This window comes from Xanthobacter autotrophicus, assembly GCF_030015065.1.
GTDB classification, from domain to species: domain Bacteria; phylum Pseudomonadota; class Alphaproteobacteria; order Rhizobiales; family Xanthobacteraceae; genus Xanthobacter; species Xanthobacter autotrophicus_D.
On the sequence record NZ_JAIVFN010000058.1, the window covers coordinates 1 to 15,884 of the forward strand.

Sequence of the window (15,884 nt, forward strand, 5' to 3'; positions counted from 1 at the left end):
TCCCTGCCCTCCCCCGCCTGAACTCGGCTGTTGCCGAGTTCAGTTCCCACAAGCCGAGGCCGGAAACATCCGGCCTCGGGCGGGAGAGGGTTCTCGGGTGCACCTGGTCGAAGCCGCTTCACTTCAAACTGAGACACGGGTCCAGCCGCGCCAATCCGCAAAAACGCCAGACGCGCCGCCTTTGGGTGCGGCGCCGCCGCGCACCCCTGCTGCGAACTTGCTCCGCACTTGCACCCGCGCGCGCACCTCGCCATGTTCAGCGCCGGGCGCGACGCACGCGAGGAGGCTTTCATGACCCAGACCACCGGCCGCATTTTCGACGAGATGGCGCGTCTCGTGAACGACGCCGCGGGGGTCGCCCAGGGCGTGCGCCGCGAGGCCGAGACCGCCATGAAGTCGCAGATGGAGCGTTTCCTGCGCGACATGGACCTGGTGAAGCGCGAGGAATTCGACGCGGTGAAGGACCTCGCCGCGGCCGCCCGCGCCGAGAACGAGCGCCTCGCCGCCCGTGTCCTGCTGCTGGAGGCCGCCCTTCTGGCGCACACCCATCCCACGCCCGCCGGCCAGAGCGGCCCGGCCAGCCCGGCGGATTCCACGGTATCGGGAAACCCGGCCTGAACGGCGGCGAAACGTCTCGGCCTGCCGCACCGCAAAAAAGCCGTGGTGCCGGGCCAGACGGGATACAATCTGTCGTAGCGGGGAAATCTTTACCCGCGATATACTGATTTCGTGGCGATTCGGAGCCGGTTCGTCGTATCAGGCATACGACGGGGCGCAGCCTCGCCAGGAGGTCCGTCTTGGGGTATTCCCCGTCTTGGGGTATGACCCTGGTGGGCCTCCGCCCGGCACGCTGCGACGCATGTCACGTGGCCTCGTTCGCCAAATGGCCTGACACGCGCAGGTGCCGCGTTCGACCCTCTCCGCGTTCCTCACACCGCGAGGTCGAGGCCATGTCTCTCATCGACATCGAAGCCGATGCGCCGGCGAACCCCGTAGATCTTGTGGAGCAGCTCGCTGCCCTCAACGACTGGTCGTTCGAGCGTTCCGACGAGGACGAGATCACCCTCTCGCTCACCAGCCGCTGGACGGACTGCCACGTCTCGTTCCAGTGGATGGACGAGCTGGAATCCCTGCATCTCGCCTGCGCCTTCGACTTCAAGGTGCCCGACGGGCGCCGTGCCGAGGTGCTGAAGCTCCTCGCCCTCGTCAACGAGCAGATGTGGCTCGGCCATTTCGACATATGGTCGCAGGAAAACGTCATCATGTTCCGCTACGCGCTGGTGCTGGCGGGCGGTGCCACCGCCTCCGACCGGCAATGCGCGGCCATCCTGGACGCCGCCCTCGACGCGGTGGAGCGCTATTATCCCGCGTTCCAGTTCGTGGTCTGGGCCGGCAAGACCGCCAAGGAAGCCATGGACACCGCCCTGTTCGACACCGTGGGCGAGGCCTGATCCCGATGGCCGGCGCGGGTTTCCCGCCGGCCGTCGCCTGATCTTACGTACCGAAATCCACAACCATCCTGCTCCGGCGCATCGCGCCCCGCACGCACTCCGTGACGGGGTTCAATCGCGTGGGATCAATCCGCGTAGGGATTGTCCTTCTGCCGCAGCGTCAGGCGGATCGGCACGCCCGGCAGGTCGAACGCCTCGCGCAGGCCGTTGACCAGATAGCGGATATAGCTCTCCGGCACCGCATCGGCACGCGAGCAGAACAGCACGAAGGACGGCGGCCGCGCCTTGGGCTGGGTCATGTAGCGCAGCTTCACGCGCCGGCCCGATACCGCCGGCGGCGGATGATTGTCGGTCACCTGCTGCAGGAAGCGGTTCAGCGGATTGGTGGCGACGCGCTTGTTCCACACCTTGTGAGCGGCGGAGATGGCGCCCACCAGCTTGTCCAGCCCGTGCCCCATGAGCCCCGACACCGGCACGATGGGCACGCCCTTCACCTGCGGCAGCAGCCGGTCCACGTCCTCGCGCAGGCGGGTGGCGAGGCCGCCGCGGGCCACGAGGTCCGCCTTGTTGTAGCCGATGACGAGGGCCCGGCCCTCCCGCGCCACCAGATCGGCGATGCGCAGGTCCTGCTCCTCGAACGGATGGGTGGCGTCCACCAGCACCACCACCACCTCGGCGAACTTCATGGCGCGCAGGGCATCGGCGGCGGAGAGCTTTTCCAGCTTGTCCTCGATGCGCGCGCGCTTGCGCAGGCCGGCGGTGTCGAACACCTCCAGCCGGGTGCCGGCATAGGTGACTTCCACGGAGATGGAATCGCGGGTGATGCCGGCTTCGGGCCCGGTCAGCAGCCGATCCTCGCCGAGCAGACGGTTGATGAGGGTGGACTTGCCGGCATTGGGCCGGCCCAGCACCGCCACCTTGATGGGGCGGCGCGGCGTATCGTCGGCCTCCGCCTCGGGCCCGGCGCCGGCATCTTCCTCCTCGTCATCCTCGTGCTGCGGCCGGGTCTGCTCGGGCAGGGCGTCGCAGATGGCGTCGTAGAGGTCGGACAGGCCCTCCCCATGCTCGGCGGAAAACGGCACCGGCGTGCCGAGGCCGAGGGCGAACGCCTCCAGCGTGCCCGCCTCGCCGCCCCGCCCCTCGCTCTTGTTGGCGAGGAGAATGACCGGCTTGCCGCATTTGCGCACGAGATCGGCAAAGGCCCGGTCGGTGGGGGTGAGGCCGATGCGCGCGTCGATCATGAACACGATGGCATCGGCATGGCCGATGGCGGCCTCGGTCTGGGCCCGCATGCGGCCTTCGAGGCTCGCGGCGTCCGCCTCCTCGAGGCCGGCGGTGTCCACGATGCGGAAGGCGAGGTCGCCGAGCCGCGCATCGCCTTCCCGCCGGTCGCGGGTGACGCCGGGGCGATCGTCCACCAGCGCGAGCTTCTTGCCCACGAGGCGGTTGAAGAGGGTGGACTTGCCGACGTTCGGACGCCCGACGATGGCCAGGGAAAAGGTCATGAAATGGGCTCTTTGGCCAGGCGTGCGGAGGTCCGGCCGGTCAGGTCAAGGGGGTCAGCGTTGCTGCTGGCCGCCCTGGGGCGGCGGCGGAAGCTGGTCTACGGAGACGTTGGCATTGCTGGGCTGGCCGAGCGGCGTCGCATAGTCTACCCCCGGCACGCCGGTGGGGAATACCGGCTGGCGGGTGCCCGACAGGGGCTTCTTGGGCTGGTCGAAGGGGTTGAACTTGTCGAGGGCCTCGCACCCCGTGGCGACCAGCGCCAGGGAAAGCCCCAGCGCCAGCCTGAGCGACCTGAAAACGCGACTGTCTTTCGTCATCAGCTGGTCCTCATTGGGTGGCTGTGCCGCCGGGGGCGGCGGGGGCGGGCGCAGCGGATTCGGCCGCCGCCGCATCCGGCGCCGGAGCGGCACCGGCGGTGAGCCGGCGGATCAGCTCCGCGCGGGAGCGCACGCCGGCCGGGGTGTCACTGTCGGAGGTGATGCCGGTGGCGGTCCTGTTGGCGGCGCCGAGGTCGCCGGCCTTCAGCTCAGCCAGCGCCAGCGCCTCGCGGGCGGAATTGCGCAGCGGCCCGGTGCCGGCTGCGATGGCGGCCACCCGCTGCTTCACGTCGGCGAGGCTGGCCGTGTCCACAAGAATCAGTCCGGCGCGCAGCTGCGCCAGCTCGCGCACCAGCGACGGCAGGCGTGCGTCGGCGGCGATGGCATCGAAGGCGGCGACACCCGCCGCCTTGTCCCGCGCGGCCGCGGCGGCGGCGCCCCGGAACAGGGCCAGCGTGCGGTAGCCGGCCGGGCCGTCCTTGGCGATGGCGCCGAAGGCGGTCTCCGCCTCGGCGAACTTGCCCGCGTCGAACAGGCCCACGGCGGACTGGAAGGCGGCGCTCGCCGCCACCGCCTGCTGGTGCCGCCAGTATTTGTATCCGCTCCACCCGGCCGCCCCCACGACCACCAGCACCATGGCGGCAATGATGAGCCCGCCGAAGCGGTCCCACAGCTTGCGCAGGCGCTCGCGGCGGAGGTCTTCCTCGATCTCGTGAAAAATATCGGTCATGGGGTCCGCGACTTCGGGATGGGCCGGCGCGCCGGCAAAAGGGCGCGTAAAGTATCCATGCGGCTTCATCGTGGCAAACGCGGCGTTTTAGGGGCGTTCCGGCCTGCCGGGGCGTCCGGCCCCGCCGGAACCGGCACTGGAGAACGGAACCCGCGAACATGCGGGCTCCGATCATCCACGCCGAGCCGCGTTCCCCGCTTTCCCAAGGTCTTTCCCGGCCGCAAGGCGTGGATGCCCGGGACAAGCCCGGTCATGACGACGGCTCTTTTCCAGCGACATGGATAAGCCAGCCGGATTTTCCAAACCGTCTCGCACATGGTCGAGGAGCCAGAGGACGAGGCCCCCTCGCCGACCTCAAGACGCGGCAGGAGGAGTGCTTCTAGAGCGCGATCCGATCAGATTGAATCAATCTGATCGGTGAATCGCCCTCTAAATTCAAGAACGAGAACGCGTTGCCCGATCAGCTTGCGATGCAAGCTGATCGGCGCGTGCTCTAGAGCCTCAGCCGTCCTGCGGCGGCGTCCCGGTGGCGAAGCCCGCCCGCTTCAGCCGCATGACGGCAAGGTCCAGCGCGGACAGGAAGGCCGAGCGGTCGCGCGCCGCGAACGGCTTCGGCCCGCCGGTGACCGCTCCGGCCGAGCGCAAATCCTCCATCAGGTTGCGGGTGGCGAGGGCCATGCCGATGGAATCGCGGGTGAAAGGCCGCCCGTTCGGCGCGATCACGTCGGCCCCGGCGGCGACGCAGCGCGCGGCGAGCGGCACGTCCGTGGTCACCACCACATCGCCGCGGATGACCCGACCGGCGATGAAATCGTCCGCCGCGTCCGGCCCCGCCGGCACGGTCACCCGCTCCACCAGCGGGTGGCGCGGCACCGCGATGGGCATGTTCGCGACCACGAAGACCTTCAGGCTGTGGCGGAAGGCGACCTTGTAAGCCTCCTCCTTCACCGGGCAGGCGTCGGCGTCGATATAAAGGGCTATGGGCGCCTCCCGCATGGCGGGCGGACCGGGGGCAGGGCTCATGCGTCAGGCGGCCGGGGCTGCCGGCGCGCCCTCGGCGGACGCGGCCTCGGGCGCCCCATCCCGGGCCGGCGCGGCCGAGGCCCGGCGCTTGCGCCACGGGATGGCGATATAGGCGATATCGTCCAGCATGCAGAGCAGCTTGCCGCCGGTCTGAAGCTCGCGGTCGAGGGCGGCCATGGTGCGCGCGAGGCCGGGATCCTCGTCATCCAGCCACACGTCGAGCACGCGCGCGAACAGCACGGCGAGGCCCTTCGCCCACAGGCTGCCGGCAAGGCCGGCGCAGTCGATGCCCGCCGACGCCAGCATCCAGCGCTGGGAGGCTTCCGACAGGCGCAGCAGATGAAGCGCCAGCACCGGATCGCGCCGGGCGGAACCGCGCAGCGAGCGCACCGCCTCCTTGTGCGGCTCCAGCGCGTCGAGGCGGCGCATCAGCACCTCGAACAGGCGCTCTTTGGGTCCCTCCCCCGCGAAATCCTCCGCATCCGGGCCGCCTTCCGCCAGCACGTGCCGGTCGGTGGCGCGGAAGAAGGCGGCGAGCAGATCCCATGTCGAGGCGAAGGACGCCCGCATCTCGGCGAGCGACACGCCGCAGCGCTCCGCCACGTCGCCGAGGGCGATGCGCGCGAACGGCCGCTCCGCCACGAGGGCGAGGAAGCTGCGCAGGCAGGCGTCGCGGGTGGTCTCGGAGGTCATGCTTTCTCCTCGCGCAATGGGGAACGGCGCGCCTTAGAGCCGGACCCGATCAGATCGAACCAATCCGATCGGTGAATCCGTCTCTAAACCTCAAGAAAGAGAACGCGTTATCCAATCAGATTGCTCTGCAATCTGATCGGCGCGCGCTCTAGCCCGCCAATTCTTTGCCCCTTCTGGTGGCGGCGGCAACCGCTTCCACCATCAGCGGGCCGAAGCCGGCGGTCTCGTTCATCAGAACGCCAAGGGCCGCTGCCGTGGTGCCGCCCGGGGAGGTGACGTTCTGGCGCAGGGTGGCGGCGGGCAGGTCCGACTGGTCCAAGAGCGCGCCGGCCCCGGCCACCGTGGCGCGGGCGATGCGGGCGGCAAGCTCCGGCGGCAGGCCGGCGGCGGCCCCCGCCTCAGCCATCACCTCCGCCAGCAGGAAAGCATAGGCCGGGCCGGAGCCCGAAACCGCGGTGGCGGCATCCATCAGCCCCTCGTCGCCGATCCACTCCACGATGCCGATGGCGCCGAGCAAAGCGGTGGCGAGGTCGCGCTGGGCCGACGACACGTTCGGCCCGGGCACGCAGACGCTCACCCCCCGCCCGATGGCGGCCGGGGTGTTGGGGATGGAGCGGACGATGGCCGCGCCCGCCCCGAAGATGCCAGACATGAAGGCGAGCGTGCGCCCGGCCATGATGGAGACGACGAGGGTGCCCGGCCCCACCAGCGGCGAAAGCTGCGGCAGCGCGTCGGGCGCCACCTGCGGCTTCACCGCCAGCAGCAGCACGCAGGGCGCCGGAATGTCCGCGAGGGCGGGGTTGACGGCGACGCCCCGCGCGGCGAGGGCCGCGGCGGCCTCGGCCGGGATGTTCGGATCGAGCACCACGGCCTTGTCGGCGGGCAGGCCCAGCTTGAGCCAGCCCTCCAGCATGGCCCCGCCCATCTTGCCGGCGCCCAGCAGCACCACGGGACCGGACAGGGATTTCAGCACGCTCTCGCTCATTTCCGCCTCGTTGGACCGGCGCGCGGAGGCGCCATCTACCCGGCCGCTTATACAGCCGTCGGGGAAGAAGGCGCGAGGGGACCGGCGAACAGTGCCGCCACGGCTCACCCCGCGAGCTGCGCGATCACCGCATTGAGCACCGGGAAGCCGGCGGGCGTCACCGCCAACCGATCTCCGCTGCGGGTCACGAAACCCGCCGCCGACAGCGCGGCGATGCGCGCCGCGTCCACCCGGCCGCCGAGACGGGCGTGGCGGGCGAGGTCCACGCCCTCCTTGAGGCGCAGGCCCATGAGCAGCATCTCGTCGGCCTGCTCCGCCACGGTGAGGGCCTCGTCGGAGACGATGGCGTGCCCCGCCGCCTCCACCCGCGCCAGCCACTCTTCCGGCGCACGCTCGGTGAAGGTGGCGCGGCGCGCGCCGTCCACCGCCAGCCGGCCATGGGCGCCGGCACCAATGCCGGCATAGGTGCCGTAGCGCCAATAGATCAGATTGTGCCGCGCCTCCGCACCCGGACGGGCGTGGTTGGAGACCTCGTAGGCGGGAAGGCCGGCCTGCGCCGTCACCTCCTGCGTCACGTCCCACAAAGCGCGGGACATGTCGTCGTCGGGCAGGATGAGCTTGCCGGCGCCGTACAGCCGCTCGAACGGCGTGCCGGGCTCGATGGTGAGCTGGTAGAGCGAGAGATGCTCGCAGCCTTCGGCCAAAGCGCGCCTCAGCTCCGCCGCCCAGCCCTCCGGGGTCTGACGGGGCCGGGCATAGATGAGATCGAAGGAGACGCGGCTGAAGGCCCGGCGCGCAATGGCCACCGCCGCCAGGGCCTCGGCCACCGAATGCATGCGGCCGAGGCCCTGGAGGTCGGTGTCGTCCAGTGCCTGCACCCCCAGCGACACCCGGTTGACCCCCGCCGCGCCGTAGCCGGCGAATCGCTCCGCCTCCACCGAGGTGGGGTTGGCCTCCAGCGTCACCTCGGCATCGGCGGTGAGCGGCCAGGCGTCGTCGATGGCCTTGAGGATGGCGGCGACGGTGGCCGGCGCCATGAGCGAGGGGGTGCCGCCGCCGAAGAACACCGTCTGCGCCCGCCTCGGGCCGGACAGGGCGCGCATGTGCGCGATCTCGCGCCGGAAGGCGGCGATGAAGCGCGCTTCGTCCGGCGGGGCGTGCCGCACATGGCTGTTGAAGTCGCAATAGGGGCACTTGGCCTTGCAGAACGGCCAGTGGACATAGACACCGAAGCCGGCGGCGTCGGGCATGTGGGCACCCTCTCCCGCTTGCGGGGGAGGGTGCGCGCCGCGCCGATGGGTGCAAGCCGGCTCCGGTTTCACCCTCACCCCTCCAGGCAGGCCTGAGACAGCTTCAGGAAGGCCCGCGCCCGGTGGGAGAGGCCGAAGCCCCTGGGCGGCATGGAATGCTTCTCGTCCGCCGTCATCTCCGCGAAGGTCCTGGTGTAGTCCTCGGGGACGAACATGGGGTCGTAGCCGAAGCCCTTGGCCCCGCGCGGCGGCCACACCAGGGTGCCCTCAACCACGCCCTCGAACTCCTCCACATGCCCATCCGGCCACGCGAGGCACAAGGCGGAGACGAAGCGGGCTCGACGCTGCTCGGGAGCGACGGCGCCCACCTTCTCCAGCTCGGCCTGCACCTTCTCCATGGCCATCTCGAAATCCCGATCCGGCCCCGCCCAGCGCGCGGTATGGATGCCCGGCGCCCCGCCCAGCGCATTGATCACCAGGCCGGAATCGTCGGCGAAGGCCGGCAGCTGGGCCGCGCTCGCGGCCGCCTGCGCCTTCAGTCGGGCATTGCCGGAGAAGGTCTCTTCCGTCTCCTCCGGCTCGGTGAGGCCCAGTTCCCCGGCCGCGACCGCCTCCACCCCGTGGGGGGCGAGCAGCATGCGCATCTCGATCAGCTTGCCGGGATTGTGGGTGGCCACCACCAAGCGGCCCTTCAGGATCCGATGGGCCATCAGCCCACCGCCAGCTTCTGTAACCCCACCAGCTTCTCCACGCCCGAGCGGGCGAGGGAGAGCAGCCCCAACAGCTCGTCCTGCGAGAACGGGGTCTTTTCCGCGGTACCCTGGATCTCCACGATGCCACCGGTGCCGGTCATGACGAAATTGGCGTCGGTCTCGGCCACCGAATCCTCGGCATAGTCGAGGTCGAGCACGGGGACGCCCTCATAGATGCCGCAGGACACCGCCGCCACGTGGTCCTTGAGCGGCATCTCCTTGATCATGGAGCGCTGGCGCATCCAGCTCAGGCAGTCATAAAGCGCGATCCAGGCGCCGGTGATGGCGGCGGTGCGGGTGCCGCCGTCGGCCTGCAGCACGTCGCAGTCGAGGGTGATCTGCTTCTCGCCCAGGGCCACGAGGTCGGTGACCGAGCGCAGGGAGCGGCCGATGAGACGCTGGATCTCCTGGGTGCGGCCGGACTGCTTGCCGGTGGTGGATTCGCGCCGCGTGCGATCGTGGGTGGCGCGGGGCAGCATGGAATATTCCGCCGTCACCCAGCCACGGCCCTGGCCCTTGAGCCACGGCGGCAGGCGCTCCTCCAGCGTGGCGGAGACGAGCACATGGGTGTCGCCGAACTTCACGAGGCAGGAGCCTTCCGCGTGGCGCATCACGCCCCGTTCAAAGGAAACCGCGCGCATCTCGTCGGCGGCGCGCTTGCTGGGGCGCATGGGACTTACCTCTTGTCTGGTCATCGGGCGCCCCTTTTAGAGCGGGCGGCGGCGCGAGGGAAGCAAAGCCGGCCGGCGACGCGCGACGGCGCTTGAACAGGCCCCCCCTCATGGACACATAATGCCCGCGACGGCGGCGAATGTGTCGCCGGGCCTGTTGTGGAAGGCGTGACCCAAGGAAGGCGTGACACACGTGGCGCTCGATCCGTTCCTGCCCCTGTCGTCCGGCGGCCTCGCGCAGATCGACCAGCGCGCGCGGGAGATCTTCCGCCAGATCGTGGAAAGCTACCTGGCTACCGGCGAACCGATGGGCTCGCGCAACATCTCGCGCCTCATCCCCATGACCCTGTCGCCGGCCTCGGTTCGCAACGTGATGGCCGACCTGGAGACCGCCGGTCTCATCTACGCCCCCCACACCAGCGCCGGACGCCTGCCCACCGAGCGCGGCCTGCGCTTCTTCGTGGACGCGCTGATGGAAATCGGCGACGTGAACGAGCGCGACCGGACCAATATCGAGACCCAGGTGCTGGCGGCCGCCAAGACCACCACGGTGGAAGGCGTGCTGCAGGAGGCGTCCGCCCTGCTCTCGGGCCTCGCCCGGGGCGCCGGCGTGGTCACCGCCACCAAGACCGACCCGCGCCTCAAGCATGTGGAATTCGTGCCGCTGGAGCCGGGCCGCGCCCTCGTCATCCTCGTGTCCGAGGACGGGCAGGTGGAGAACCGCGTGCTGGCGCTGCCGCCAGGCCTGCCGGTCTCGGCCCTCACCGAGGCGACCAACTTCCTCAACGCCCACATCCGCGGCCGCACCCTGGCCGAGGCCCGCGGCGAGATGGAGACCCTGCTCGCCGAACTGCGGCTCGATCTCGACGCCCTCACCGCGCGGGTGGTGGAAGCGGGGCTCGCCTCCTGGTCCGGCGAGGAGGCGGGCGACCGCAAGCTCATCGTGCGCGGGCAGGCCAAGCTCCTGGAGGACCTGCGGGCACTGGAAGACCTGGAGCGCATCCGCCTCCTGTTCGACGACCTGGAGACCAAGCGCGAGGTGGTGGACCTCCTCGGCCGGGCGGAGGAGGCGCAGGCGCTGCGCATCTTCATCGGCTCGGAGAACCGGCTGTTTTCCCTCTCCGGCTCCTCCACCATCGTCGCGCCCTATCGCGACGGGCAGGGGCGCGTGGTGGGCGTGCTCGGCGTCATCGGCCCCACGCGGCTGAATTACGGGCGCATCGTGCCCATGGTGGACTTCACCGCCCGCCTGGTGAGCCGCGTGCTCGGCGCGCCCGGCGTGGACGCCGCCTGAGCGGACCGGTCCCGGATGCCCGCATCTTCGGGGGGCGGCGCCACGCCGGTTCTCGCGCAGTCTTGATTTTTCGCGCCATGGCCCCGATATGCGCGGGGACATTTGGCCTTTGCCCCCATGCGGGGCGAAATCTCAAGGCAGGGGAAGAAACCGGATGAGCGAGCAGAAGCGCGCGCCCGAGACCGGCGGCGACGCAAGCGAAAACGGTGCGAACAAGGGCATCAATGAAGCGACCGCCGAGGCGGAAGCCCTCGCCACCGCCGATCAGGAAATCGCCGGCGACCTCGCCGGGGAAAGGCAGCGCCTCGAAGCCGAGGTCGCGAGCATGAAGGACAAGTTCCTGCGTGCCTTCGCGGAAGCCGAGAACATCCGCCGCCGCGCCGAGAAGGAGGTGGCGGACGCCAGGACCTATGGCATCGCCTCCTTCGCCCGCGACGTGCTGAACGTGGCCGACGACCTTGCCCGCGCCCTCGGCTCGCTGGACGAGACCGCAAAGGCGGCCGCCGACGGCCCGTTCAAATCGCTGATCGAGGGCCTGGAGCTGACCGAGCGCGGCCTGGTCAAGGCGCTGGAGAAGCACGGCATCCGCAAGATCGAGCCGAAGGGCGAGAAGTTCGACCCCAATCTGCATCAGGCCATGTTCGAGGTCCCCGACCCGAGCGTGCCCACCGGCACGGTGGTCCAGGTGGTGCAGGCCGGCTTCGTCATCGGCGAGCGTGTGCTGCGCCCGGCCATGGTGGGCGTCGCCCGCGGCGGCCCCAAGGCCGAGGCCGCGCCGGGCGCGGACAAGGAAGCCGGGGCGGCCTGATCGCCCCGGAGGTCCGGGCTAACCTCGTTATGGAGTGACGCCGTCCGGACTGCCGCGGCGACAGTCAGACCCGGCCGGAGGCTGTCTCCGGGCGGAGCAGGGTGGCGTCCGGCGTGGCGCCACCGGACAGCAATTCGCACAAGGCATCGGCGATCACGCGGCTGGTATAGGGCTTGGCCACGCGGGGCGCGTCGGCGAATTCCGCCGGCATGCGCACGCTGCCCGTATAGCCGGAGCAGAAGAGGAAGGGGATGCCCCGGTCCGCCAGGATCGTGGCGGCGGGATAGACCGCCTCCCCCGCGAGGTTCACGTCGAGGATGGCGGCATCGACCTTTTCATGGGCCGCCGCGGCCATGGCGGCCGACAGGCTCGCGATCGGGCCGACCACGGTGCAGCCGAGCGACCTCAGATTGTCTTCCAGCCCTAAGGCCACGAGGAACTCGTCCTCCACGACGAGAACCCGCTTTCCCGAAAAGATCATCGCGACACGCCCTGGCTGACACCGGCTTTCCGCGACAACGGACGAGCGTACCGGAAAGTTCCATTGCTTCCGCAGGATACTGCGGCTGCGAAGCTGCACCGCAAGACGGCGGGACGCGCCTTGGCCCGTCCCGCCCGTCCGGGTCAGTCCTTCGCGCGCTCCACGTAGGAGGCGTCGGCGGTCATGATGACCACGCGGGTGCCCGCCGAAATGTGGGGGGGCACCATGGTGCGCACGCCGTTGGACAGCATGGCCGGCTTGTAGGAGGAGGAGGCGGTCTGGCCCTTCACGGTGGGCTCGGTGTCCACGATCTCCAGCGTCACGCGGGCCGGCAGCTCGATGGCGATCGGAACCCCGTTATGGGTGGAGAGCATGCATTCCATGCCTTCCTGCAGATAGACCGCGGAATCGCCCATGACATCCTTGGTCACGATCACCTGATCGAAATTCTCAGGGTTCATGAAGGTGTAGCCGTCCGAATCCTCGTAGAGGAAGGTATGCGGGCGGTCTTCCACGAAGGCGCGCTCCACCTGCTCGGTGGTGCGATAGCGCTCGGAGATCTTCACACCGTCGGAGATGCGGCGCATGTCGAGCTGCGTGACCGGCGTGCCCTTGCCGGGATGGATGTTCTCGGCGGTGAGCACCACGTAGAGCTTGTCGTCGATATCGACCACGTTGCCTTTGCGCAGAGAGCTGGCGATGACCTTGACCACGTCGCGTGTTCCTCAAACTGTGTGCGGCGGCGTGCCGCTCCTGATCCGTCGGCGCGCAACATAGCGATCTTGGCGTCGAACGCCAGTCTTGTGCCCCGCCTTTCTGCCTCCCGCCCCTGCCGCGACAAGGATTTCTCGCCCCATGGCGGTATCACCAGCCTCCCAAAGCCCCGGCCCCAGCCCGTGGTGGAGCCCGTCGGTCCATGCGGACAGGCGGCCGTTCCTGCTGGCGCGCGGGCGGATCTCGGCCGCGATCCGCGTCATGCTCGAGGAAGACGGCTTCATCGAGGTGGAGACGCCGGCGCTCCAGGTCTCCCCGGGCAACGAGGCGCACCTGCACGCCTTCGCCACCGACCTCGTCGCCCCGGACGGGACACGGCATCGGCTCTATCTGCGCACCTCGCCGGAATTCGCCGCCAAGAAGCTGCTGGCGGCCGGGGAGGAGCGGATCTTCGAGTTCGCCCGCGTCTTCCGCAACCGCGAGCGGGGCATGGCCCACCATCCCGAATTCACCATGCTCGAATGGTACCGCGCCGGCGCGCCCTATATCCGGCTGATGGACGACTGCGCCCGCATCCTCGCTTGCGCCGCCGCGGCGGGCGGGGTCACCGCCTTCGCCTGGCGCGGGCGCTCCTGCGATCCCTTCGCCGCGCCGGAGCGCCTGACGCTGGAGGAGGCGTTCCAACGCCATGCGGGTATCGCCCTCGCCGGCGTCCTGCCCGGCCCGGGCGAACGGCCCGACCCGAAGCCGTTCGCCGAGGTGGCGGCGGCCCGCGGCATCCGCACCGCGCCGGACGACACCTGGGCCGACATCTTCTCGCGGGTGCTGGTGGAGAAGATCGAGCCGGAACTGGGGGTGGGCCGCCCCACCCTGCTCTGCGACTATCCGGTGAGCGAGGCCGCGCTGGCCCGGCCGAAGCCCGAAGACCCGCGCTTCGCCGAGCGGTTCGAGCTCTATGCCTGCGGGCTGGAACTGGCCAACGGGTTCGGCGAGCTCACCGATGCGGTCGAGCAGCGCCGCCGCTTCGAGGAGGAGATGGACGAGAAGGAGCGGCTCTACGGCGAGCGCTATCCACTGGACGCCGACTTCCTCGCCGCCCTCGCCGCCATGCCGGCCGCGAGCGGCTGCGCGCTGGGCTTCGACCGCCTCGCGGTGCTGGCGAGCGGGGCCCGGCGCATCGAGGATGTGCTGTGGGCGCCGGTCGGCTGATCTCGAACTCAGCTGATCTCGAACAGGGTCGAGAAGCCTGAAATATCGAACACTTCCCGGATCTGCGGCTGCAGCGACGACAAGGTCAGCTTGCGCTTGGCCGAGCGCATGGCCTTGCCCGCGACCAGCAGCGCCCTGAGCCCGGAGGAGGAGACGTAGTCCACGCCCGCGAGGTTGACGAGCAACCCGCCATCCGTCGTGGACACCACTTCCATGAGGCTTGCCTCGAACGGCTTGGCGTTGGGCGTATCCAGCCGCCCGGCCACCTTCAGGACCACGTCGGACCCGACCTGCTCACGTTCGATGTGCATCGGCCTCTTCTCGCTTGCGCGCCTCACCGGGGGCGGCGGTAGCCATCGGCTTAACCTCATTCGCAGGCGCACGCAACGCCACTGCGGTGCGCCGCACCAGCCAGACGCCGCGCTCGAACAGGCTGGTGGCGAGCAGGAGCTGGCGCGCATCCTCCCCGGTGCCCAGCGCCGAGGCCGCGAGATGGCGGCGGATCCGGCTCAGCAGGTCGCTGCGATCCGCCGTGAGGGTGATGATGAGGTCGAGATCCTCCGCATCGCCATCGGTGGCGTCGGCCAGCGACAGGATGATGGTGCGCAGGGATTCGGAGAGGTTGAAGGCGAGCGGGGGCACCTCGTCGAAGCCTTCCACCACCTCGGTGAAGGCGTGGAGCGTGTCCTGCAGGGTGCGCACGGTCTCCGTCAGCGCCTGCAGGTGCAGCGCCTGCGGCAGGCTGGCCCGCGGTATACCGCGGGCGATGAGGTCGGCCAGGAACTGGTCGATGGCCACGCCGATGGCATTGGCGCCCCGCCACAGGGCAAGGCGCTCCGCCGGCCCGCCCTGGTCCTGCTGGTCGAGGTCCGGCAGCAGCGTGGGCAGCAGCTTGACCAGCCGCATGGTCTCCTGCTCGGCCAGGTCGAGGGCGGTGGCCCAGTCGCCGAGCGCGCGCTCGTGGATGAAGCGCGGCTTGGAGGCGCCGTCCTCCACGGTGGGCGGGCTCAGCGCCGCGGCGATCGACTCGGTCGTCCGCCGGGCGAGGGAGACCGGCACCGCCCCGGCCACCTGCAGGGCGAGGAACAGCAGGGAGAGCGCGGCCGAGGGCTGGCCGCCCCCCAGCTGGCCGAGCGCCGCCACCGGGTCCGCACCGAGCCAGGCCGCGACGGGAAAGGCCGCCCCGACGAGGAGGCAGCCCACCGCCTTCACCAGCACATGGACGTAGCACAGCTGCCGTCCGGTCCCCTCCAGCTCGCCGGCGGACAGCACGGCGGACAGGCCGGAGCCCAGATTGGCGCCCATCACGATGACGATGGCATCGTCGAGGCCGAGCACGTTCGCCTGCATCAGCCCCACCACGAGAATGGTGGGCGTGGACGAGGACTGGCTGACGGCGGCCGCCGCCAGCCCCAGGAGGAAGCCGACCCAGGGCGCGATGCCGTGGTCCAGCAGGGCGGCGAGGGCGGTCACGTCGAGCCCCCGCGGCCCCTGCTTGATGTAGTCGAGGCCGAGCAGCACCAAAGCGAGCCCGAGAGCGACCGCCATCCACTCCTTCAGCGCCGGGCGGCGGTCGAGCTTGAACTGGAAGCCGAAGCCCACCAGCGCCACGAGGTAGAGGACGAGGAGGCGGAAATCGATGGCGGCCACGAAGACGAGGGCCGCGGTGCCCACATTGCCGCCGGCCACGATGGGGATGGCATCGCGCGTGCCGAGCACGCCGCCCCGCACCAGATTGCCGCTGATGACCGCCACCGCATTGGACGACTGGGTGGCCGCCCCGGCCAGCGCGCCGCAGGCCAGTCCTGCGAGCGGGGAACGCGTGGCGGTCCGCAGCAGGTGCCGCACCCGCCGGCCGGTGGCCTGCTGCAGGTGCGTCGACATCATCTTCAGCCCCACGAAGAGCAGGCCGAGCCCGGCGAGAATTTGCGCAATGATCGCCATGGCTGCTCCGCAGCGTCCTCAGTCCGGATAGGGGGATGACCTTCAAGTCTAGCGCC

General features: G+C 70.1%; 18 protein-coding genes. 5 read left to right on the top strand and 13 right to left on the bottom strand.

Going from position 1 to position 15,884, the window contains the following annotated elements:
* The first annotated feature begins 291 nt into the window (after positions 1-291).
* Together K9U40_RS12860 and K9U40_RS12865 are read left to right on the top strand one after the other, a co-directional pair.
* Complete coding sequence (locus K9U40_RS12860; protein ID WP_282890590.1) at positions 292-618, top strand: accessory factor UbiK family protein; 327 nt, start codon at positions 292-294, stop codon at positions 616-618.
* Between the two features lie 332 nt (positions 619-950).
* A complete protein-coding gene (locus tag K9U40_RS12865) occupies positions 951-1,451 on the top strand; it encodes a YbjN domain-containing protein (RefSeq protein WP_282890591.1) in 501 nt (166 codons plus the stop codon).
* 125 nt (positions 1,452-1,576) lie between these two features.
* On the opposite strand, the gene der is transcribed toward K9U40_RS12865, so the two are convergent.
* From der to rph, 9 genes are all read right to left on the bottom strand, one after another.
* Positions 1,577-2,956 (bottom strand): ribosome biogenesis GTPase Der, encoded by a 1,380-nt coding sequence (der, locus tag K9U40_RS12870; protein WP_282890592.1) that lies wholly within the window; start codon positions 2,954-2,956, stop codon positions 1,577-1,579.
* A 54-nt stretch (positions 2,957-3,010) separates the two neighbouring features.
* Positions 3,011-3,274, bottom strand: coding sequence for a hypothetical protein (locus K9U40_RS12875; RefSeq protein ID WP_282890593.1), 264 nt, complete (start codon positions 3,272-3,274; stop codon positions 3,011-3,013).
* A 10-nt stretch (positions 3,275-3,284) separates the two neighbouring features.
* A complete protein-coding gene (locus K9U40_RS12880) occupies positions 3,285-4,004 on the bottom strand; it encodes a tetratricopeptide repeat protein (RefSeq protein ID WP_282890594.1) in 720 nt (239 codons plus the stop codon).
* 501 nt (positions 4,005-4,505) lie between these two features.
* Positions 4,506-5,027: a YaiI/YqxD family protein gene (locus K9U40_RS12885; protein ID WP_282890595.1), complete on the bottom strand. Its 522-nt coding sequence runs from the start codon at positions 5,025-5,027 to the stop codon at positions 4,506-4,508.
* Between the two features lie 3 nt (positions 5,028-5,030).
* The gene (locus K9U40_RS12890) at positions 5,031-5,720 is read right to left on the bottom strand and encodes a TetR/AcrR family transcriptional regulator (RefSeq protein ID WP_282890596.1); all 690 of its coding nucleotides are present in this window, start codon (positions 5,718-5,720) and stop codon (positions 5,031-5,033) included.
* 148 nt (positions 5,721-5,868) lie between these two features.
* Positions 5,869-6,705, bottom strand: a complete 837-nt coding sequence (gene proC, locus K9U40_RS12895; protein WP_282890597.1) for a pyrroline-5-carboxylate reductase — start codon at positions 6,703-6,705, stop codon at positions 5,869-5,871.
* 104 nt (positions 6,706-6,809) lie between these two features.
* Positions 6,810-7,955, bottom strand: coding sequence for a radical SAM family heme chaperone HemW (gene hemW, locus K9U40_RS12900; RefSeq protein WP_282890598.1), 1,146 nt, complete (start codon positions 7,953-7,955; stop codon positions 6,810-6,812).
* A gap of 74 nt (positions 7,956-8,029) precedes the next feature.
* Positions 8,030-8,665, bottom strand: coding sequence for an RdgB/HAM1 family non-canonical purine NTP pyrophosphatase (gene rdgB / locus K9U40_RS12905; RefSeq protein ID WP_282890599.1), 636 nt, complete (start codon positions 8,663-8,665; stop codon positions 8,030-8,032).
* Positions 8,665-9,378: a ribonuclease PH gene (rph, locus tag K9U40_RS12910; protein ID WP_282890600.1), complete on the bottom strand. Its 714-nt coding sequence runs from the start codon at positions 9,376-9,378 to the stop codon at positions 8,665-8,667. Before rph ends, rdgB begins: the two co-directional genes overlap by 1 nt.
* Before the next feature lie 193 nt (positions 9,379-9,571).
* Here rph and hrcA point away from each other — a divergent pair, with 193 nt between their 5' ends.
* Positions 9,572-10,672 carry a heat-inducible transcriptional repressor HrcA gene (gene hrcA, locus K9U40_RS12915; RefSeq protein WP_282890601.1) on the top strand — a complete coding sequence of 367 codons (1,101 nt, stop codon included), beginning with the start codon at positions 9,572-9,574 and terminating at the stop codon, positions 10,670-10,672.
* Between the two features lie 154 nt (positions 10,673-10,826).
* The gene (gene grpE, locus K9U40_RS12920) at positions 10,827-11,480 is read left to right on the top strand and encodes a nucleotide exchange factor GrpE (RefSeq protein ID WP_282890602.1); all 654 of its coding nucleotides are present in this window, start codon (positions 10,827-10,829) and stop codon (positions 11,478-11,480) included.
* Between the two features lie 64 nt (positions 11,481-11,544).
* Here grpE and K9U40_RS12925 read toward each other — a convergent pair whose 3' ends face one another.
* Both K9U40_RS12925 and efp read right to left on the bottom strand, forming a co-directional pair.
* The gene (locus K9U40_RS12925; protein WP_282890603.1) at positions 11,545-11,961 is read right to left on the bottom strand and encodes a response regulator; all 417 of its coding nucleotides are present in this window, start codon (positions 11,959-11,961) and stop codon (positions 11,545-11,547) included.
* A gap of 143 nt (positions 11,962-12,104) precedes the next feature.
* Positions 12,105-12,674 carry an elongation factor P gene (gene efp, locus K9U40_RS12930; RefSeq protein WP_282890604.1) on the bottom strand — a complete coding sequence of 190 codons (570 nt, stop codon included), beginning with the start codon at positions 12,672-12,674 and terminating at the stop codon, positions 12,105-12,107.
* Positions 12,675-12,816: 142 nt separating this feature from the next.
* Here efp and epmA point away from each other — a divergent pair, with 142 nt between their 5' ends.
* On the top strand, positions 12,817-13,884 hold the full coding sequence (gene epmA, locus K9U40_RS12935) for an EF-P lysine aminoacylase EpmA (protein WP_282890605.1): 1,068 nt from the start codon (positions 12,817-12,819) through the stop codon (positions 13,882-13,884).
* Between the two features lie 8 nt (positions 13,885-13,892).
* On the opposite strand, the gene K9U40_RS12940 is transcribed toward epmA, so the two are convergent.
* Positions 13,893-14,195 carry an STAS domain-containing protein gene (locus K9U40_RS12940; protein ID WP_282890606.1) on the bottom strand — a complete coding sequence of 101 codons (303 nt, stop codon included), beginning with the start codon at positions 14,193-14,195 and terminating at the stop codon, positions 13,893-13,895.
* Positions 14,179-15,828 (bottom strand): Na/Pi symporter, encoded by a 1,650-nt coding sequence (locus tag K9U40_RS12945; protein WP_282890607.1) that lies wholly within the window; start codon positions 15,826-15,828, stop codon positions 14,179-14,181. The genes K9U40_RS12940 and K9U40_RS12945 overlap by 17 nt, the downstream gene beginning before the upstream one ends.
* Positions 15,829-15,884 lie beyond the last annotated feature (56 nt).